Source organism: Nocardioides sp. NPDC087217, assembly GCF_044744805.1.
In the GTDB taxonomy this organism is placed as follows: Bacteria; Actinomycetota; Actinomycetes; order Propionibacteriales; family Nocardioidaceae; genus Nocardioides.
The window spans coordinates 338,922-356,238 of record NZ_JBIUZB010000001.1 but is presented as its reverse complement, the minus strand read 5'-3'; the positions used below and the strand labels follow the sequence as shown (position 1 = coordinate 356,238).

Genomic DNA, 17,317 nt, shown 5'->3' with positions numbered 1-17,317 from the left:
CGGCGGTCCGGCACAATGCGCGGGTGAACTCGCTGCTGAAGACCGTCCCCGCCGACCGCATGCATCTGTGGCTGATGCTCGTGCTCACCTTCACCACGGGCATCAACGACGCCGTCGGCTACCTCGGTCTGGACAAGGTGTTCACCGGCAACATGACCGGCAACGTGGTCATCCTCGGCATGGCGCTGGTCGGCGACACCGACCTGCCGGTCCTCGGGCCGGCGCTGGCACTGGTCGGGTTCATGGCCGGCGCCGCGCTCGGCGGGCGGGTGCTGAAGGCCGACAAGCGGGCCTGGAGCGGGCGCACGACCGCACTGTTCTCTCTGGTCGCGGTCATGATGCTGGCGTTGGCCGGGCTGCTCTTCGTCGCCGGTGACGAGCCCTCGAGCGCGGTGATGATCACGACCACCACGCTCGCCGTGGTCGCCATGGGGACCCAGGCGGCGGCTGCTCGCCACATCGCGGTCAAGGACGTGACGACCGTCGTCGTCACCAGCACGATCACGGGCCTCGCGGCCGACTCGCCGATCGGATCCGGCAAGGCGTCCTTCCGTGGTGGCGGCACCGCGCGGCGCGCGATCACCGTGCTGCTGATCCTGCTCGGCGCCTCCGCCGGCGCCGGGATGCTGCTGTGGCACACCGGCGGCGGCCTGCTGCTCGCCGGCATCCTGATCGGGCTCGCCACGATCCTCGGCGCCTGGCACGCCCGGGTGCACCGCTCGATCCTCTAGGGTCTGCCACGTGGAGTGCCCCAAGTTCGCGGTCAGCGTCGATCTCGTCGTGCTCACCGTGCGTGACGACGCGCTCTGCGCCCTGGTCGTGCGCCGCGGCATCGAGCCTTATCGAGGCGCCTGGGCGCTTCCGGGTGGGTTCGTCCTCGACGACGAGGGCCTCGAGGAGGCGGCGGCGCGCGAGCTCGCGGAGGAGACCGGCATGCGGCCGGGCAGCGTGCATGTCGAGCAGCTGGCGACGTACGGCTCTCCGGGGCGGGACCCGCGGACACGCGTCGTGACCGTCGCCTATCTTGCGCTGGCGCCCGACCTGCCGGTGCCCGCGGCGGGTTCGGACGCGGCAGAGGCGCAGTGGTGGCCGGTCGACTCGCTCCTGGCCGGCGGCGGCCTCGCCTTCGACCACGCCGCGATCCTGCGTGACGGCGTCGAGCGCGCCCGCTCCAAGCTGGAGTACTCACCGCTGGGTGCGGCGTTCTGCGCCGAGGAGTTCACCGTCGCCGAGCTGCGCCGGGTCTACGAGATCGTCTGGGGTGAGCGCCTCGACCCCCGCAACTTCCATCGCAAGGTCACCAAGACCGAGGCCTTCCTCGAGCCCACGGGCGCCACGACGACCCGGGACGGTGGCCGGCCGGCTCAGCTCTTCCGCCGGGGCTCCGCCGAGCACCTGCACCCACCGCTGCTGCGGCGTACGGCTTCCCTCGGGGTCACGCCCGGCACGTGATCTCCTTCGCCGGGGGAGCGGCGTACTCGTTGCGCTTGCTGGTGCTCAGCCCGAGGCGGACGAGCCTCTCGACCTCCGCGGTCGCGGCGGCGACACCGTCGACGACGGGTACGCCGAGGTCCGCGGAGAGCCGGGCACACAGGTCGGCCATGCCCGCACAGCCGAGGACAACCGCCTCCGAGCGGTCCGCGACGAGGGCCTGCCGACAGGCGGCCCGGATCGTCGCGTACGCCATGGGGTCGGTCTCCAGATCGACGACCGGGATCTCGCAGGCATGGATTCCGGCGATCAGATCGGCAACGCCGTAGTCACGCGCGATGGACCAGGTGTGCGTGATGACCCGGGGCAGGGTGGTGACCACCGAGAACCTCCGGGTGAGGTACGCCGCCGTTCGCAGCGCCGCCTCCGCGATCCCGACCACGGGACCGGTGAGGATCTCACGGGCCGCGTGCAGTCCCGGGTCGCCGAAGCAGGCGATCACGAACCCGTCGTACGCCTCGCGTTCGCGCTCCAGGACGTCGAGCAGGTGGGGCACCGCGATCGCCTCGTCGTAGTGCGACTCCAACGAGGCCGGCCCGGCACCCGGGTCGATCGCGTCGACGACCACGCCCGGGCCGACGCTCGCCCGGGCGCACTCGCCGATCAGCGTGGTCATCGATGCCGTGGTGTTCGGGTTGACGACCAGGATCCGCATCAGGCGACGGGTTCCGTGGCGGCCTCAGCTTCCGTCGCGTCGGTCGAGCGCCGCGAGGCGACGCCGGCGACGTCGGCGGCGTACGCGAAGGCGTAGTAGGCCACGAACCCGACCCCGCAGCCGACGAACCAGGAGTAGTCGGGGAGCCAGGTGAGCACCCCACCGAGCTTGGGGACGAGCACCGAGGCGAAGGAGAACACCGCGGCCACGACGAGCGCGTAGACGGCGGACGGGTTGGTGCCCCGGGTGTAGTGGTAGGCGCCCGACTCCGAGAGCGTGTAGAGGTCGTCGACGACGATCTTCTGCTGCCTGACCAGGTAGAAGTCTGCGATCAGGATGCCGAACAGCGGCCCGATCAGGGCGCCGAGGAGGCCGAGGGTCCAGAAGATCGCCTCGTCGTTGGCGTACCAGTTCCACGGGGTGAGCAGGACCGATCCGCCGGCCGCGATCATCCCGCCCATCCGCCATGAGATCCGCTGCGGGGCGACGTTGGAGAAGTCGAACGCCGGTGAGATGAAGTTGGCCACGATGTTGATCCCGACGGTCGCGATCACGAAGGTCAGCCCGCCGAGCAGTACGGCGGTGTAGGTGTCGATCCGCTCGATCGTGGCCACCGGGTCGGTGATCAGCTCCCCGAAGACCGGAATCGTCGCGGAGGCGGTGAGCACCGTCAGCAGCGAGAAGAGCACGAAGTTGACCGGGAGGCCCCAGAAGTTGCCGGTCTTCACGGCCTTGAACGACTTCCCGTAGCGCGCGAAGTCGCCGAAGTTCAGCATCGGACCGGAGAAGTACGACACCACCAGGGCGATCGCGCCGAGCATCGCCGCCACCTGCTGGCCGGGGCTCAGCTCCTTGTCGGAGAGGGAGAAGGAGACGTTCCAGTCGGCGCGGTAGAGCATGTAGACGCACAGCACCAGCATCGCCACGTAGACCGCCGGGCCGCAGAAGTCGATGAACCTGCGGATCGACTCCATCCCCCGCCAGAACACCAGGGCTTGGGCAACCCAGAGGATCGCGAAGCTCGCATAGCCGAGATAGGAAAGGCCGAGGAAGGACTGGTCGGCGGTGGCGTAGGCCGCCAGCGAGGGAAAGAGCTTGAGGATCACGATGGTGAGCGACCCGGCGGCGAGGAAGGTCTGCACGCCGTACCACGCGATCGCGATCGATCCACGGATGATCGCGGGGATGTTGGCGCCGAGCACACCGAAGGACGCCCGCGAGACCACCGGATAGGGCGTCCCGGTCAGCTGGCTCGGCTTGGCGACCAGGTTGCAGAAGACCTGGACCAGGACGATCCCGGCGATCAGGCAGACGAAGACCTGCCAGCCGGTCAGGCCGAGCGCGAACAGCGCACCCGCCGTCACGTAGCCACCGATGCTGTGCACGTCCGACATCCAGAAGGCGAAGATGTTGTACCACCCCCACTTCTGCTCGGGAAGTGGGTCGAGGTCCTCGTTCGACAGTCGGGGATGGTAGGCAGGCGGTGCTGTCACCTCGGTCATCACAGTCTCCTTCGGGTGGGGGTCACCCCATCGTGGAGAGCAGGTGTTTCACCTGATCAGATGCCGTGTCAGAGCAATGTGACGCGAAAGATATACGACGTCCGCGGCGGGCAGCCGGCGGCGCTCAGGGCTGCCGGAACACGTCCGGGTCGCTCCGGAAGGCCTCGATGGCGGTCTTGAGATGCTCGTAGTGGGCGGCCGACTCGGTGACGAGCCGATCCGCGTCGCGCGCACAGAAGGCGGCGACCATGACGTCGTGGTCGCCGTGGAGGAGTGCCCGGTCGACCTCGGCGACGCGTGACATCGGCCGCGCCGGCTCGGTCATGTTCCAGGCGGAGTCGTACATGTGCAGCAGTCGCTGCATCCCGGCCGGTGCGATCAGCGCCCGGTGGAAACGGCGTGACTCGACGTGATAGCCGCGCTCGTCCTCTCGGGCGACGGCTGCCGCCATGGCTGAGTGGGCGCTGCGTACGAGCTCGTCGTCGGCCTCCGTCGCCGACCGGACGGCGACGCGCAGCGCGGAGGTCTCCAGGGCGGCGCGGACGTCGTAGAGCTCGCGGAACTCGGCGAAGGTCAGCTTCGCGACCGCATAGCCGATGTGGGGTCGATGCTCGACGAGCCCCTCGCCGATGAGGACCTTGAGCGCTTCGCGTACGGGGATCTGGCTGACGCCGAAGAACGTCGCCACCGAAGCGATCGGGATGAGCGTCCCGGGTGGCTCCTCGCCGGACACGATCGCCAGGCGGAGGTCCTCGATGACATGCGGCTGTTCACCGTCGCCGGCAGAGCTGACCAGGCGAGAGGCGAACACGGAGCGGCGCCGAGGTCCCTGCATCGAAGGTCCTCCTGCAGTTGTCCGGCGCGTCCGCTCGGTCACCGTATGGTCTCGGTGCGATCACGAATCGATAACGGCGAATCCCGGTGTGGTGGACGGCACACGCGACGCGGCCGAGCGCGTTGGGTAACTAGACAACAACCACGGCATTCTTGTCCAGCGGACGCCGCGTCTCGGGACCGAAGGCCCTGTTCGAGAGTCTCGTCTTGAAAGGGTCGTTACAACGCCGAAACGCCAGTGCCAGCCCCTGAAACCTCCGCTCGCTACGGTCCCCGAAACCTATGCGTGACACTCCTCGAAGGGAACTCGTTTCGATGTCTACCCCCGCCTCTCGGACCTCGCGACGTAAGTCAGTTCAACGCCGGGCCGCCGCGGCCCTGCTGACCCTGGTCGCCGCCACCACCCTGGCCGCCTGCGGCTCCGACTCCGAAGAAGGCAGCAGCGAGGAGGGCTTCGGCACCATCTCGATGCAGTACTCCTGGATCAAGAACGAGGAGTTCGCCGGCGAGTTCTACGCCGAGGACAAGGGCTACTACGAGGAAGCCGGCTTCGACGCGGTCAACGGCATCTCCGGCCCCGACACCGGCGTGGCCAAGCTGCTCTCCGGCAAGGTCCAGGTCGCCATCAACGACGCCGCCTCGGTCGGCTCCGCGATCGCCGAGCAGGAGGCGCCGCTGAAGATCATCGGCGCCACCTTCCAGAAGAACCCGTTCACCATCCTCTCCCTCAAGGACGGCGGCAACATCGCGACGCCGGCCGACCTCAAGGGCAAGAAGATCGGCGTCCAGGACTCCAACGTCAACGTCTTCAAGGCGATCCTCGCGGCCAACGGCCTGGAGGAGAAGAAGGACGACATCACCGTCGTCCCGGTCGAGTTCGACCCGACCCCGCTGATGAAGGGCCAGGTCGACGGCTTCATGGCCTACCTGACCAACGAGTCGATCACCGTCGAGATGGCCGGTCACGAGGTCACCAACCTGCCCTACGCCGAGAACGGCGTGCCGTACGTCGCCGAGACCTACACCGTCACCGACCAGTACCTCGCCGAGAACCGCGACCTCCTCAAGGCGCTGCTGACCGCCGAGATCAAGGGCTGGACCGAGACCTTCAAGAACCCCTCCGACGAGGTCGTCAAGGTCATCACCACCCACTACAACCAGGCGGCCAGCGACTCCGACGGTCTCGAGGCCAGCTTCGGTGAGCTCGACCCGGTCAAGACCAAGCGCGGTCTCGAGGAGTCGCAGAAGCTGATCTCGACGCCGGAGACCGAGAAGAACGGCCTCTTCACCATCTCTGAGGAGCTCCAGCAGCAGACCGTCGACTCGCTCGCCGCCGCCGGCTGGGAGGTCTCGGCCGAGGACCTGTTCGACACCTCGATCATCGACGAGATCTACGAGGAGAACCCCAAGCTCAAGGACTACCAGAAGTAGTCATGGCCGAGAACAAGCTCATGGATGCCGGTGCTCCCGCTGCGGAGACCGGTGGCGGCACCGGCATCCACATCTCCGGAATCAGCAAGGTCTTCGGCTCCGGGTCGAAGGCCGTCACCGCGCTCAAGGACACCGAGCTACACACCGACCAGGGCTCGTTCCTGGCCCTGCTGGGGCCTTCCGGCTGCGGCAAGTCGACGATCCTGCGGATCCTCGCGGGCCTGGAGACGCCGACGAGCGGAGAGGCGTACGTCGACGGCAAGGCTCCCGCCGAGCTGCGGCGTGACTCGGAGCTGGGGATCGCGTTCCAGGACCACGCGCTGCTGCCGTGGCGCTCGGTGGTCGGCAACATCAAGCTCGTCTTCGAGGTCGCCGGGCGCCGTCCCGACATGTCCTACATCCACGAGCTGATCAAGCTCGTGGGGCTGGAGGGCTTCGAGAAGGCGCGCCCGGCGCAGCTCTCCGGCGGGATGCGGCAGCGGGTTTCGATCGCCCGCGCGCTCGCACTGAAGCCGTCGGTGCTTCTGCTCGACGAGCCGTTCGGCGCGCTGGACGACATGACCCGGCAGAACCTCAACCTGGAGCTGCTGCGGATCTGGACCGAGAAGCCGGCGACCACGCTGCTGGTCACCCACGGTGTGAACGAGGCGATCTTCCTCTCCGACCGGGTCGCGGTGATGTCGCCACGACCTGGCCGGATCAAGGAGATCATCGAGGTCGACCTTCCCCGGCCACGCACGCCCGACATGATGCGTACCCCGGAGTTCCACGCGCTGGCCGACCGGGCCTCCGAGCTGCTCTTCGGTGACGACGGGCGCGCCGAGGCGGAGTCTTGATGCGACTGAGTCAACAGCTGGCCGGCTGGATGGCCGGTCTGATCGGCGTGGTCACCCTCTTCGTGCTGTGGGCGGTCGTGGCGGTGACCGTGTTCCCGCCCGACCCCGGCACCGGGTTCACGCCGGTGCCGCCGCCGTGGACGGTCCTCTCCGAGATGGCCGCGGCGGGTCCGTCGGCGTTCTGGGACGGCGTGCTCCGGGAGACGCTGATGGAGGCGTCGATCGGGTTCCTCTGGGGCAACCTGATCGCCCTGCTGCTGGCCTCCCTGGTGCTGCTGGTGCCGTGGCTGGAGCCGATGATCATGCAGATCGCGGTGACGACGTACTGCCTGCCCGTCGTCGCCGTGGGCGGCATCTCGATCGTCGTCCTCGGCGGCGCCGAGCAGCCCGGTGACCCGTCGAAGACGTCGATCTTCCTGGCCGCGCTGATGGTCTTCTTCACGACCGTCGTCGGCGCCGTGCTCGGGTTCAAGTCGGCCGACCGCGCCTCGCTCGACGTGGTGCGGGTCTACGGCGGGTCGGTGTGGACCCAGCTGGTGAAGGTACGCCTCGTCGCGGCCGTGCCGGCGATCCTCAACGCGCTGCAGATCGCGGTGCCGACCGCGATCCTCGGTGCCGTGCTCGGTGAGTACCTCGGCTCCACCGACCGTGGCGTCGGGCGCACGCTGATCGTGCTGCAGGGCAAGCCCGACCCGGAGCGGCTCTGGGCCGTCTTCCTGGTCTGCGCCCTAGTCGCCCTGGCCGGCTACCTGCTGCTGGGGCTGGTTTCGCGTCTGGTGACGCCATGGGTCGCTGGGAGGTCCGGATGAGGTCGGGTGCCAAGGGTCTGTCGCGGGCGGTCCTGAGGCCGGTGCTGCACACCGTCGCCGCGCTGGCGATCGTGGTCGTGCTCTGGCAGGCGTTCGTGTCGTTCTCCAGCGTCTCGGAGTTCGTCGCGAAGGGTCCGCTGGATGTCGTCGACCACCTCTTCACCGGGCCGGACGCGGCTGCCCACCGGGCGGAGCTCGTCCCGCTGACCTGGGTGACCCTGAGGGACGCCGCGCTCGGCTTCCTCGCCGGGATGGCGATCGCGGTGGTGGCGGCGGTGCTGTTCAACCTGTCGCGTACGGTCGAGGCCGGCGTGATGCCGCTGGCGCTGCTGCTGCGCTCGATCCCGCTGGTCGCGATCGCTCCGGTGGTCATGTTGATCACCGGCAGGGCCTCGACCGCCTCGGTCGTGGTGCTCGGGATCATCGTGGTGCTGTTCCCGGCGCTGGCCGCGGTCCTGTTCGGGCTCTCGCAGGCCTCGCCGCAGTCGCTGGACCTGGTCGCCGTCTACGGCGGATCGCGGCTCACCGCGATCCGCAAGGTGTCGTTGCCCGGCGCGCTCCCGTCGATCTTCGCCGCCGCCCGCGTCTCGGTGCCCGGCGCCGTGACCGGTGCGCTCCTGGCCGAGTGGCTCTCGACCGGCAAGGGCATCGGCGGCAACATCCAGAAGTTCCCCGCCGCCGCCCGCTTCGACGACCTGTGGGCCGCCGTCGCGATCATCACCGTCGTCACGTTGGTGCTCTACAACCTCGTCCAGCTCCTGGAGTCGGTCGCGCTGGAGCGGATGGGGATGACGACCCGCTAACGCCGAGGCGTCACGTACGTCGCGCGAAGCGTCACTCCGGTCGGCCGAGTGGGCAATCCGATGCCCACTCGGCCGACCGGAGTGACGTCTCGACGGGTCAGTAGTCGGTGCGGTCCTGCTTCGCGAGCCACGCGTCGAACGGGTCGTACGCCTGCGGGATCCGCAGCTCGTCGACGCGGGTCGGCCAGTCGTGGTGCTCGTTGGCGCGGCCGGTCCCGAACAGGTCGTAGAAGGCGCGGTCGTCGAACCCGCCCTTGGCCGCGTCGTCACGGTCGGCCGCATAGACGACGCGGTCCAGGCGCGCCCACAGCGCGGTTGCCAGGCACATCGGGCAGGGCTCGCACGAGGTGTAGAGCGTGCAGCCGGTTAGCGAGAAGCTGTCGGCCTCCTTGCAGGCGGCACGGATCGCGACGATCTCGGCATGGGCGCTCGGGTCCAGGTCGCGGGTGACCCGGTTCTGGCCCGTGCCCAGCAGGATGCCCTCGCGCAGGATGATGGCGCCGAACGGCCCGCCGCCGTTGTTCACGTTGCGCACGGCCAGCGCTACGGCCTGCTCCAGCCACATGGTGTCCGTCATGCCCAGTCCCCTCGCACAGGCCCGAGGATCGATGTTCCTACTGTCATTCTGCTCCTCGACATCACTCGACCTCGTGGAGCCGGTCGTAGGTGGCGCTGATGGTCGAGACGCGGTCGCGTCCGGCCCGTCCCCGCTCGTGGAGTACGCCGTCGGCGAGCACGCTCGCCAGCGACATCGGCGCGGCCAAGGAGTCGAAGGCGAGAGCGCCCTGGACCGGGCACTCCAGCGCGATGTCGGCACGGCCGAGGTGAACCGTTCCGGTCGGGTCGGCGATCACGATCACGGTGCTTCCGGAGGCCGCGGCGGCGTCGACGAACTCGCCGAAGCCCGGCGGCCGGCGCCGGAGCCCGACCGCGACCACCACCGATCCCTCGCCGAGCTCGGCCAGCTCCTCGCCGATGACCTGGCCGGGAGCGGGCGCGAGCGTGACCCGCTCACGGGTCTGGGTGAGCTGCTGGCGCAGATGGAGGGCGACCGGGTAGGAGTTGCGCCAGCCCGCGACCATCACGTCGCTCGCCTTGGCGATGGCCTCGATCGCCTCGGTGATGCCGGCCTGCTCCACGACCCGCGTGATCGCGGCTGCCTCACCCTCGGCGTGGGCGCTCAGGTCCGGGGCGCCCTCGACCCGTCGCGGCTCGCCGGCCGTACGCAGCCCCCGCAGGTGGTCGCGTACCTCGTCGAAGCCGTCGAATCCCAGCGAGCGGAAGAGCCGGCTCATCGTCGCCTTGGACACCTCCGCGAGCGAGGCCAGCTCGGCCGCGCGGTAGGTCGCCAGGTCGTCGAGATGCTCCAGCAGCGTGTCGGCCGCCTTGCGCTCTTGGGGCGAGAGCGTCTGGTAGTTCGCGGCGATCCGCCGGTCGATCCGCTGGTCCGCCCGAGTCGTGCTCACGGTCATGCCGATCACGCGAAGCCCGGCACCGAGGCCCAGGCGTCCGGCTCGGTCGATCCGTCGCGCTGCAGGGTCGCCTCGATGAGCCCGTAGGGCCGGTCGGCGGCGAAGAAGACCTCGTTCTGGTTGTCGAGGTCGAAGGGGGAGAGGTCGACGAGGAAGTGGTGCTTGTTGGGACAGGAGATCTTGAACTCCGCGATCCCCTCGAAGGCTTCCATCACGGCCCTGCCCATCTCGTAGATGGTCTGCTGCAGCGCGAGCGAGTGCACCTCGGCGAAGGTGTCGAGCATGATCGCGCGGATCCGGTCGTAGGCCTCGTCCCAGTCCTCCGGATGGGTCTCCCAGCGCCACCAGGCCGTGACCGAGGTCGCCAGTATCCGGTCGGTCGTCTCGGCGAGGGTGGTGTAGCGGTCGCGCGGGAAGCCGTGGAACTCCGAACCGGTCGACTTGAGCACCACCAGGTCGCTCAGGCCCGAGAGAACGAACGCTCGTTCGCCGTGGCTGTTGACGACTGCCGTACGCGTCTCCTGACCGCGACGGGCGAACGAGAACTCGTTGGCCGGGATGCGGTCCCAGGAGTAGGACTCCGCCTTCATCACCGACCCGGTCACCCACGGCTGCTCGGCCCAGTAGGCGGTGAGGTCGAGCAGGAACGCCTCCGGCGAGGTGATGCCGAGCTCCTTGGCCTTCGCGTAGACCACATTCTTCTGGGTGTCGGTGGCGTGCACGTGCACGTTGTCGCCCTCGGTGAAGGCCGTCGCGAAGTCGCCCCTGAGCTGGGTCGACACGTTCAGGTCGTGGATCGTGTGCCGCGCGCCCTCGCGGTCGACCTTGACCAGGCGTACCTCCGCCTTGCCGTGCTGGTTGGGGCCAAGAGTGATCGACATCAGCTTCCTCGATAGGTCGTGTAGGAGAACGGGCTGAGCAGGAGGGCGACATGGTGGTGCTCGCCAGCGGTGACGGTGAACCCGACGGTCACCTCGGGAAAGAAGGTCTCGCGATCCTGCTCGGCGAACCACGGCCCGGTCTCGAAGGTCAGGATGTGCGGCCCGGGCGGCACCTCGCCGTCGAACCGCACCCGCCCGTCGGCGTCGGTGGTCGCGGTGCGCGCGCTGTCGTCGGGAAGGGTGAGGTAGAGCGCGAGCCCGGCGGCGGGCCGGCCGAGGGCGGCGTCGAGGACGTGCGTGGAGACGGTGGTCATACCACCAAGCCTCGCAGCCGGAGCAGCGCGATCTCGGCGAGCTGGCCCTTGGTCACCGTGATTTCGGTAGCCGGGTCGTTCTCCAGCCGCTCCTCGAGCAGCGCGAGCATCTCCTCGGCGCTGCGGCCGGCCGCGCGCACCAGGTAGATCCGCCCGAACCGCTCCTCGTAGGCGGCATTGCCCGCCCTCAGCCGCGCCTGCACCTCGGCGTCGGCCGGGTCGACCCCGGCCTGCTCGCGGGCGGAGAGTGCCGCGCTCGCCCCGTCCCCGGAGTGCCGTTCCCCGATCCTGGGGTGGTCGGCCAGGGCGCCCTCGACCTCCTCGTCGGTCCAGGCCGCGGCCAGCTGCCTCGCGGCGGCGAGCAGGTCCGGGATGTCCGTGTAGGGCCGCCCCGCGACCAGCCCGGCCGCCCACGAGGGGATCGCGACGCAGGGGGCGACGACGCTCTCCGCCTCGTCGGCGGGGAGCGCATGGAACTCGGCGAGCGTCATGGTCACCAGGGCAGCCTATGAAACGAGCGTTTCGGCGTCCGCAACGCAGGTTGCCTTTGTGTAACGCCCCGGCGGCTACCCCGCGAAGCTCTGGGCGAGGGCGAGAAGGTCGTGATCGCGGCCGGGTGCCGCGACCAGACAGAGCCCTGCCGGGAGGTTGGTGGAGGTGCGTACCGGAATCGAGACGGCGGGGAGGCCGGCGATCCCGGCGACACAGGTGAGGCGCATGGTGTCGTCGCGCGCCCCGGCAGCGTCGGCCGCCGTCGGTGCCACCGACGAGGCGCTCGGGTAGGCGAGGATGCGGTCGCCGACGACGTCGAGGATCTCCGTACGCGCCTGCGCGAGCACGGTGCGCGCCTCGGCGGCCTGCTCCCGGGTCACCGACCGGGCCATCTCGAACCGCCCGCGCACCGCCTCACCGAGCGTGTCGAGCCGGGTCTCGAGCCAGGCCCCGTGGGCCTGCCATGCCTGGTAGGCCTGCCCGATCACGAAGGCCTGGCGCCACTCGTCCAGCCTGGCCGCCTCCCAGTCCAGCGGCTTGGCCTCGGGCAGCGCCTCGTTCACCGCGGTGGCGACGTCCTCCGTGGCGAGCCTGACCAGCGACGGCACCAGGTGGACCTCGTCCACCGAGACGGATGTCGACGCCGGAGCCTCCGGCAGCAGTACGTCACCGACCGCCTGCAGCAGGAACGCCGACCGCGTCATCCACCCGACGGTGTCGAAGGCCTTGGCGAGCGGAAGCACGCCTTCGCGCGAGACGGCCCCGTGCGACGTACGGATCCCGTAGAGGCCCTGATAGGCGGACGGGACCCGGATCGAGCCACCGGTGTCGGTGCCGAGCCCGATCGAGGCCTGGCCGAGGGCGACCGCGGTCGCCGACCCCGATGACGAGCCGCCGGGGATGCGCCCGGGAGCCTTCGGGTTCGGCGGCGCTCCGTAGTGGGCGTTGAGCCCTGACAGCGAGTAGGCGAACTCCTCGGTGCGCGCGATTCCGCGCACCGACGCCCCGGCGTCGAGCAGCGCGGCGACGGCGGCGGCATGCGACGGTGCCGTCGGCGCCTGCTCCAGCCAGGCCGGGCTCCCGGCGCCGACCGCGAAACCGGCGACCGCGAAGAGGTCCTTGACCGCGACGGTCTCTCCCGAGAGCGCGCCGTCGGCGGTGTGCGAGGAGACCAGCGGGTCGCCGACGACCCGCCAGATCCGGGTGTCGAAGGCCGGTGCGGGCGCCGAGACATGGGCCGCGGTGACCTGCCAGCCGCCGTACTCGATCCGCACCGGGTCCCGGGCCCACAGCTGCGTCTGGAGCCCGCGTCCGCCGCGGTCGAGCTCCGTGACGGCCACGATCAGCGCGTGGTCGTCGTCGATCACCTGCACGTGGGTCTGCACGATGCGCCGCTTCGGCGCGCCACCGCGCGACCCACGGAAGGCGGAGATCTGCTCGTGCCCGACGAGCAGACCGGCGGCATCGCCTCGCAGGGTGGTCGGTGAGTCGGCGAAGAGCGCGTCCAGAGCGGCGACGTCGTCGGACATCAGCGCGCTCTCGTACGCCCGGAAGGCCTGCAGCAGCCCGTGCGGGACCGGTTTGAGCTGGGCGCCGGCATGTCGAGGGGTCATAGGGCGAAGTCTGCCTTGCGGATCGTGGCGTGTACGCCTTTGACGACGTCGACGACCTGAGAGATCCGGAAGTCGGTGGCCGCCGAGAGATAGGCGTACGCAGCCTCCGGCTCCATCCCGAAGCGCGCGCTGAGCAGGGCGATCGCGGCACGGACGCAGTTCTGCGTGGCCACGTCGAGGGACTCGTCGAGCCCGGTGGGAATCAGAAACTCAGAGGTCTCCGCCAGCGGACCGGCGAGCTCGCCGAACCGCGTGGCGGCCTCCTCGCGAGCGACCAGGTCGAAGCGGCGCGTCGCCCGGAGCGACGCCTCCAACGCCGTCAGCGAGACCTCGCCGTCACCCTGCGCGAAGTGCGGGTCGCCGACGTAGGCCAGCTGGAACGGATGTTTCACGCTCGTGACGAGCGGATCGGCCGGCGGTTCAGAAGACGAGCGCGACGCCGAGAAGCACCGCGATGAGCAGCAGCGCCCCGGCGAGGATGAACCCGGTGGAGAAGGCCGGCAGCGGGCGCCGTTCCCGCATCGCGCGCTCGACCCGTGCCCAACGGACCATCGCGAGGACGGTGCACAGGATCGCGGTGAGCACCAGCAGGGCGACCACCCCGATGCGTACGCCCTCTGCGGAGGGCACCTGGAACGAGTGCAGCGCGACCGCTCCGGCGAGCAGGCCGAGAACGGTGCGTGCCCAGGCTAGGAAGGTGCGCTCGTTGGCCAGCGTGAACCGCGGGTCCGGCTCGGAGCCGTGGTGGTAGACCCAGTGCGGGTGCCGCGGGTCCTCCTTCGATGGCGTCTCGGTCATGCCCCCATCGTCCACCACATCGGGTCCCGATCTAGATTATTACCCATGGGTAATAGGGAACCGGCCGAGTTCGACCGCGACATCGCGGTCCGTCGGGTCGATCAGAAGACGTATGCGGCCGACCTCGCGCCGGGCTGGGTGGTCGGCGGCGGGGTCAACGGCGGCTACCTGCTCGCGGTGATCGCCAACGCGCTGCGGGCTCACCTGCCGAACCACCCGGACCCGATCGTGCTGAGCGCGTTCTACGCCGGCGCGAGCACCCCGGGGCCGGCGGAGGTCCGCATCGAGACCAAGCGCGACAAGGGCTCGCTGGCCATCGCGACCGCCGAGCTGTGGCAGGGCGAGGAGCTGCGGATCACCACCACGGCGACGTACGCGGACCTCGACGGCCTCCACGCCAAGAGCAGCGGCTTCGAGCGGGTCACCGCGACCGAGCCGGAGCTGCCGCCGCTCGATGAGTGCCTCTCCTCGACCACGGCGCCCGAGGAGATGAAGAAGTTCGTGCCGATGCTGGACCGCTACGAGCTCTGCGTGCCGAAGGAGCAGTTCGTCTGGGGCGGCGCGGCGCCGACCGGCGAGGCGGTCTTCACCGGCTGGTTCCGCCACCACGACCGCGAGCCCGACCCGCTCTCGCTGCTGCAGGTGCTCGACGCGCTCCCGCCGGTCACCTTCGGGCTCGATCTGCCGGGCTGGGCGCCGACCCTCGAGCTCACCTGCCACATCCGCCACAAGCCGGCACCGGGCTGGCTCAAGGTCACCCACTTCTCACGCAACCTCTCGGGCGGCATGTTCGAGGAGGACTGCGAGGTCTGGGACTCCGAGGGCAAGCTGGTCGCGCAGGCGCGTCAGCTGGCTCGGCTGCCGCGCGCCTGACGGGTCAGATCCGCCGACTCGGCGCCACGAAGGGTCACATCGGGGCGCAGCGGTCCTTCCCGCCGTACGCATCCCAGTGCCAGGCCTCGGCCGAGTACTGCTTCAGCCCGAAGTCCAGAGCGTTCTTGTTCAGGAACCGCCACACCGCGCTGGCCGGCTCCGAGGCCCGCGTCGCGCAGGTCTTGCCGCCGGTCGCGCTGGGCTGCTCGAAGTCGATGGCGATGCCGAGCTGGTGGGAGGAGTGGCCGGGCTGCGCGGTGAGCGTGTAGTCGCCGGACGGGCAGCCGCCGGTGGCGTCCTCCTGGCACAGCGCCTTCTGCTTCTTCATCGTCCGGAACGAGCTGCCCGCGACCAGGTCGACGCCCTGCTTCGAAGCCCTCTTGACCAGCGCTGCCGCGGCCCCGGAGATGCGTGCGTTGACGACGGTCAGGCCGTCGGCGCCGTCGATGTAGTAGGGGTCGCCCTTGGTGCTCTCAGTGCCGGTGTTGGGCAGCCCCTCGACCGCGCAGAGTCGCACGGGGATCAGCCTGCCCTCGTCATACCCCTCGCCTTCGCCGAGGTCCTTCGTCCCCGGCGCGCACACCAGCGCGGTCGAGTCGGCGCGTACGTTGCCGACCGGCCTCGTCGGTGCCGCGACCTCGAGGAGCTTGCCCTCGGCGGCGCCGGCGGCGCGCTGCTCGGAGGCCTTTACGGCCAGCTCGGCGAGATGACCGGTGACCCCGCCGGTGTTCGCGTCGGCGTCGGCCTGTCCGGCGTCCGGGGCCGTCTTCGGAACGTCCTCGGGGCAGGCCGTGATCGTCTCGCTCAGCGGCTTCTGGGTCCCGGACGCGAGGGTGATGTTCGCGCACACGACCGTGGTGTGGTCGCGCTTGGCGTAGGTGTCCTGCCAGGTCCGGTAGCCCGCCACGGTGAAGCTGTTGCCCTCTGTGCCGGCAGGGTCGGCCTGCAGCGTACGCAGCCTCAGGCCGTCGCCGTAGGCGCCCGGCTGCTCCAGCCAGGTGCCGATGTCCGCGGCGGTAACCTCCCAGCCGACGCTGCGCAGCGACGCCACGGCCGCCGACAGGTCGCTGCCGACGCCGTTCAGGTCGTCGGTCGTGGTCTGTTCCCACTTCTGCATCTGGTCGTAGAAGTCGTACGCCCCGTAGCCGCCGACCCCGACCAGCGCGAGCAGCAGCAGACCCACGACCACCTTCGGCCACCGCCGCTTCTTCGGCGGCTCCGGCCCGAACCGGCCTGGTCCGAAACCCTGCGGGTACGCCGGGGGAGGCTGCTGTCCGTAGGGCTGCTCGAGGTAGGGCTGGTCCCGGTAAGGCTGGTCTTGGTAAGGCTGATCCGGATAGGGCTGGTCCTGGTAAGGCTGCTCCGGATACGGCTGGTTCGGGTAGGGCTGCTGATCCGGGTAGGGCTGCTGGCCGTAGGGCGGCTGCTCAGACGGATAGGGCTGCTGCTGTGCCGGTGGGTAGGGCTGCTGCTGACCCGGGTACGGCCGCTGCTCGGGGTAGCGCTGCCCGCCCGGGTAGGGCTGGTGCTGCCCCGGATGAGGCCGCTGCTGACCGGGCTGCGGCTGCTGCGGCCGTCCCGGCGGCGCCTGTGGTCGTTGGGGCTGCCGCGGGCCGGGGAAGGGCTGCTGCCCCCGGTAGGGCGGGCGAGGCTCGCCGGGGCGCCGCGGGGGCCACTGCTGATCGCTCATGATCGGGCCCCGGACGGGGGCAGGCAGGCGATGAGCAGAAGACGGCGGGGCACGGCGTTGGAGCGTACCCAAGTGACACCACATTCCGGGTGTCTAGGGAACAATCTCACACGTGAACAGCCCCAAGACCGTAGTGGCCGCGGCGATCCTCAGTGCCGACGGCAAGCAGGTGCTGGCCGCGAGGCGTACGTCCCCGCCCGAGGCCGCCGGACGCTGGGAGCTCCCCGGCGGCAAGGTCGAGGAGGGGGAGACGGCGGAGGCGGCGCTCGTCCGGGAGATCGGCGAGGAGCTCGGCTGCCTGATCGAGGTGCTCGACTGGATGCAGGGCGAGGCGCCGATCGGTGAGGAGGCCCGCCTGATCGCGGCCACCGCCCGAGTGGTCGCGGGGGAGCCGAGGCCGCGCGAGCACGACCAGGTCCTCTGGCTGGCGGCCGAGGACCTCGACTCGGTCGACTGGCTCCAGCCCGACCGTCCGTTCCTCGATGCGCTCCGCCACGTACTCGGCGTGCCCGAAGGGACCACGCTGCGTGGCATCTTCTTCGAGGAGGAGGCCGCCCGCTCGGCCGCCTCGACGCTGGAGCGCGAGGGCTGGACGGCCCGGGTCACCCGGGAGCGCTACCAGGGCGAGGACGACGACGAGGACCACCCCTGGTCGGTGGAGACGGACGCCCCGGAGATGGTTCTGGAGCTGCTGGTGGACCAGTACGACGGCTGGCTCGACATCCCCGAGGACGCGCCGGACGACTCGATCGCCCCCGAACCCGTCGAGCTCCCCGACAACCCGAAGCGGATCAAGCGCCCAGATTTGGGCAACTCCTAGGAT

General features: G+C 70.0%; 20 protein-coding genes. 8 read left to right on the top strand and 12 right to left on the bottom strand.

Annotation, left to right across the window (positions count from 1 at the left end):
• The first annotated feature begins 23 nt into the window (after nt 1-23).
• Both ACIO3S_RS01850 and ACIO3S_RS01845 read left to right on the top strand, forming a co-directional pair.
• Nucleotides 24-731 carry a YoaK family protein gene (locus ACIO3S_RS01850; protein WP_400458803.1) on the top strand — a complete coding sequence of 236 codons (708 nt, stop codon included), beginning with the start codon at nt 24-26 and terminating at the stop codon, nt 729-731.
• Nucleotides 732-741: 10 nt separating this feature from the next.
• Nucleotides 742-1,452: an NUDIX domain-containing protein gene (locus tag ACIO3S_RS01845; protein WP_160024809.1), complete on the top strand. Its 711-nt coding sequence runs from the start codon at nt 742-744 to the stop codon at nt 1,450-1,452.
• On the opposite strand, the gene ACIO3S_RS01840 is transcribed toward ACIO3S_RS01845, so the two are convergent.
• The 3 genes from ACIO3S_RS01840 to ACIO3S_RS01830 form a co-directional block, all read right to left on the bottom strand.
• Nucleotides 1,436-2,146: an aspartate/glutamate racemase family protein gene (locus tag ACIO3S_RS01840; RefSeq protein ID WP_400458801.1), complete on the bottom strand. Its 711-nt coding sequence runs from the start codon at nt 2,144-2,146 to the stop codon at nt 1,436-1,438. The two genes, ACIO3S_RS01845 and ACIO3S_RS01840, sit on opposite strands and share 17 nt — an antisense overlap.
• Complete coding sequence (locus tag ACIO3S_RS01835; protein WP_400458799.1) at nt 2,146-3,648, bottom strand: NCS1 family nucleobase:cation symporter-1; 1,503 nt, start codon at nt 3,646-3,648, stop codon at nt 2,146-2,148. The genes ACIO3S_RS01840 and ACIO3S_RS01835 overlap by 1 nt, the downstream gene beginning before the upstream one ends.
• Nucleotides 3,649-3,772: 124 nt before the next feature.
• Entirely contained in the window at nt 3,773-4,483 is a 711-nt protein-coding gene (locus ACIO3S_RS01830; protein WP_400458797.1) for a GntR family transcriptional regulator, read from the bottom strand.
• Between the two features lie 314 nt (nt 4,484-4,797).
• On the opposite strand from ACIO3S_RS01830, the gene ACIO3S_RS01825 reads away from it, so the two are divergent.
• The 4 genes from ACIO3S_RS01825 to ACIO3S_RS01810 are packed head-to-tail and all read left to right on the top strand — an operon-like array spanning nt 4,798 to nt 8,361.
• Nucleotides 4,798-5,913, top strand: coding sequence for an ABC transporter substrate-binding protein (locus ACIO3S_RS01825; RefSeq protein WP_400458795.1), 1,116 nt, complete (start codon nt 4,798-4,800; stop codon nt 5,911-5,913).
• Nucleotides 5,914-5,915: 2 nt separating this feature from the next.
• Nucleotides 5,916-6,749: an ABC transporter ATP-binding protein gene (locus ACIO3S_RS01820; protein WP_350720500.1), complete on the top strand. Its 834-nt coding sequence runs from the start codon at nt 5,916-5,918 to the stop codon at nt 6,747-6,749.
• Nucleotides 6,749-7,558: an ABC transporter permease gene (locus ACIO3S_RS01815; protein ID WP_400458793.1), complete on the top strand. Its 810-nt coding sequence runs from the start codon at nt 6,749-6,751 to the stop codon at nt 7,556-7,558. The genes ACIO3S_RS01820 and ACIO3S_RS01815 overlap by 1 nt, the downstream gene beginning before the upstream one ends.
• Entirely contained in the window at nt 7,534-8,361 is an 828-nt protein-coding gene (locus ACIO3S_RS01810; protein ID WP_400458792.1) for an ABC transporter permease, read from the top strand. Before ACIO3S_RS01815 ends, ACIO3S_RS01810 begins: the two co-directional genes overlap by 25 nt.
• A gap of 97 nt (nt 8,362-8,458) precedes the next feature.
• On the opposite strand, the gene ACIO3S_RS01805 is transcribed toward ACIO3S_RS01810, so the two are convergent.
• The 8 genes from ACIO3S_RS01805 to ACIO3S_RS01770 form a co-directional block, all read right to left on the bottom strand.
• Nucleotides 8,459-8,938 (bottom strand): nucleoside deaminase, encoded by a 480-nt coding sequence (locus ACIO3S_RS01805; protein WP_400458790.1) that lies wholly within the window; start codon nt 8,936-8,938, stop codon nt 8,459-8,461.
• Between the two features lie 61 nt (nt 8,939-8,999).
• Nucleotides 9,000-9,833: a MurR/RpiR family transcriptional regulator gene (locus tag ACIO3S_RS01800; protein ID WP_400458788.1), complete on the bottom strand. Its 834-nt coding sequence runs from the start codon at nt 9,831-9,833 to the stop codon at nt 9,000-9,002.
• A 5-nt stretch (nt 9,834-9,838) separates the two neighbouring features.
• Nucleotides 9,839-10,714, bottom strand: coding sequence for a factor-independent urate hydroxylase (gene pucL / locus ACIO3S_RS01795; protein WP_400458786.1), 876 nt, complete (start codon nt 10,712-10,714; stop codon nt 9,839-9,841).
• Nucleotides 10,714-11,028, bottom strand: a complete 315-nt coding sequence (gene uraH / locus ACIO3S_RS01790; protein WP_350844098.1) for a hydroxyisourate hydrolase — start codon at nt 11,026-11,028, stop codon at nt 10,714-10,716. Before uraH ends, pucL begins: the two co-directional genes overlap by 1 nt.
• Complete coding sequence (uraD, locus tag ACIO3S_RS01785) at nt 11,025-11,519, bottom strand: 2-oxo-4-hydroxy-4-carboxy-5-ureidoimidazoline decarboxylase (RefSeq protein ID WP_400461049.1); 495 nt, start codon at nt 11,517-11,519, stop codon at nt 11,025-11,027. Before uraD ends, uraH begins: the two co-directional genes overlap by 4 nt.
• 75 nt (nt 11,520-11,594) lie before the next feature.
• The gene (locus tag ACIO3S_RS01780) at nt 11,595-13,133 is read right to left on the bottom strand and encodes an AtzH-like domain-containing protein (protein WP_400458783.1); all 1,539 of its coding nucleotides are present in this window, start codon (nt 13,131-13,133) and stop codon (nt 11,595-11,597) included.
• Nucleotides 13,130-13,525 carry an acetamidase/formamidase family protein gene (locus tag ACIO3S_RS01775; RefSeq protein ID WP_400458782.1) on the bottom strand — a complete coding sequence of 132 codons (396 nt, stop codon included), beginning with the start codon at nt 13,523-13,525 and terminating at the stop codon, nt 13,130-13,132. Before ACIO3S_RS01775 ends, ACIO3S_RS01780 begins: the two co-directional genes overlap by 4 nt.
• A gap of 28 nt (nt 13,526-13,553) precedes the next feature.
• Entirely contained in the window at nt 13,554-13,931 is a 378-nt protein-coding gene (locus ACIO3S_RS01770) for a DUF202 domain-containing protein (protein ID WP_160024799.1), read from the bottom strand.
• A gap of 45 nt (nt 13,932-13,976) precedes the next feature.
• Here ACIO3S_RS01770 and ACIO3S_RS01765 point away from each other — a divergent pair, with 45 nt between their 5' ends.
• On the top strand, nt 13,977-14,804 hold the full coding sequence (locus ACIO3S_RS01765; RefSeq protein WP_400458779.1) for a thioesterase family protein: 828 nt from the start codon (nt 13,977-13,979) through the stop codon (nt 14,802-14,804).
• A gap of 34 nt (nt 14,805-14,838) precedes the next feature.
• On the opposite strand, the gene ACIO3S_RS01760 is transcribed toward ACIO3S_RS01765, so the two are convergent.
• A complete protein-coding gene (locus tag ACIO3S_RS01760; protein ID WP_400458777.1) occupies nt 14,839-16,494 on the bottom strand; it encodes a D-alanyl-D-alanine carboxypeptidase family protein in 1,656 nt (551 codons plus the stop codon).
• Between the two features lie 112 nt (nt 16,495-16,606).
• Here ACIO3S_RS01760 and ACIO3S_RS01755 point away from each other — a divergent pair, with 112 nt between their 5' ends.
• Nucleotides 16,607-17,314 (top strand): (deoxy)nucleoside triphosphate pyrophosphohydrolase, encoded by a 708-nt coding sequence (locus tag ACIO3S_RS01755; protein WP_400458776.1) that lies wholly within the window; start codon nt 16,607-16,609, stop codon nt 17,312-17,314.
• Nucleotides 17,315-17,317 lie beyond the last annotated feature (3 nt).

Excerpts from the sequence above, each read along its gene's own strand:
- ACIO3S_RS01840 (WP_400458801.1), bottom strand. The coding sequence starts at position 2,146 with ATGCGGATCCTGGTCGTCAACCCGAACACCACGGCATCGATGACCACG.
- ACIO3S_RS01835 (WP_400458799.1), bottom strand. The coding sequence starts at position 3,648 with ATGACCGAGGTGACAGCACCGCCTGCCTACCATCCCCGACTGTCGAAC.
- ACIO3S_RS01830 (WP_400458797.1), bottom strand. The coding sequence starts at position 4,483 with ATGCAGGGACCTCGGCGCCGCTCCGTGTTCGCCTCTCGCCTGGTCAGC.
- ACIO3S_RS01825 (WP_400458795.1), top strand. The coding sequence starts at position 4,798 with ATGTCTACCCCCGCCTCTCGGACCTCGCGACGTAAGTCAGTTCAACGC.
- ACIO3S_RS01820 (WP_350720500.1), top strand. The coding sequence starts at position 5,916 with ATGGCCGAGAACAAGCTCATGGATGCCGGTGCTCCCGCTGCGGAGACC.
- ACIO3S_RS01815 (WP_400458793.1), top strand. The coding sequence starts at position 6,749 with ATGCGACTGAGTCAACAGCTGGCCGGCTGGATGGCCGGTCTGATCGGC.
- ACIO3S_RS01810 (WP_400458792.1), top strand. The coding sequence starts at position 7,534 with ATGGGTCGCTGGGAGGTCCGGATGAGGTCGGGTGCCAAGGGTCTGTCG.
- ACIO3S_RS01805 (WP_400458790.1), bottom strand. The coding sequence starts at position 8,938 with ATGACGGACACCATGTGGCTGGAGCAGGCCGTAGCGCTGGCCGTGCGC.
- ACIO3S_RS01800 (WP_400458788.1), bottom strand. The coding sequence starts at position 9,833 with ATGACCGTGAGCACGACTCGGGCGGACCAGCGGATCGACCGGCGGATC.
- pucL (WP_400458786.1), bottom strand. The coding sequence starts at position 10,714 with ATGTCGATCACTCTTGGCCCCAACCAGCACGGCAAGGCGGAGGTACGC.
- uraH (WP_350844098.1), bottom strand. The coding sequence starts at position 11,028 with ATGACCACCGTCTCCACGCACGTCCTCGACGCCGCCCTCGGCCGGCCC.
- uraD (WP_400461049.1), bottom strand. The coding sequence starts at position 11,519 with ATGACGCTCGCCGAGTTCCATGCGCTCCCCGCCGACGAGGCGGAGAGC.
- ACIO3S_RS01780 (WP_400458783.1), bottom strand. The coding sequence starts at position 13,133 with ATGACCCCTCGACATGCCGGCGCCCAGCTCAAACCGGTCCCGCACGGG.
- ACIO3S_RS01770 (WP_160024799.1), bottom strand. The coding sequence starts at position 13,931 with ATGACCGAGACGCCATCGAAGGAGGACCCGCGGCACCCGCACTGGGTC.
- ACIO3S_RS01765 (WP_400458779.1), top strand. The coding sequence starts at position 13,977 with ATGGGTAATAGGGAACCGGCCGAGTTCGACCGCGACATCGCGGTCCGT.
- ACIO3S_RS01760 (WP_400458777.1), bottom strand. The coding sequence starts at position 16,494 with ATGAGCGATCAGCAGTGGCCCCCGCGGCGCCCCGGCGAGCCTCGCCCG.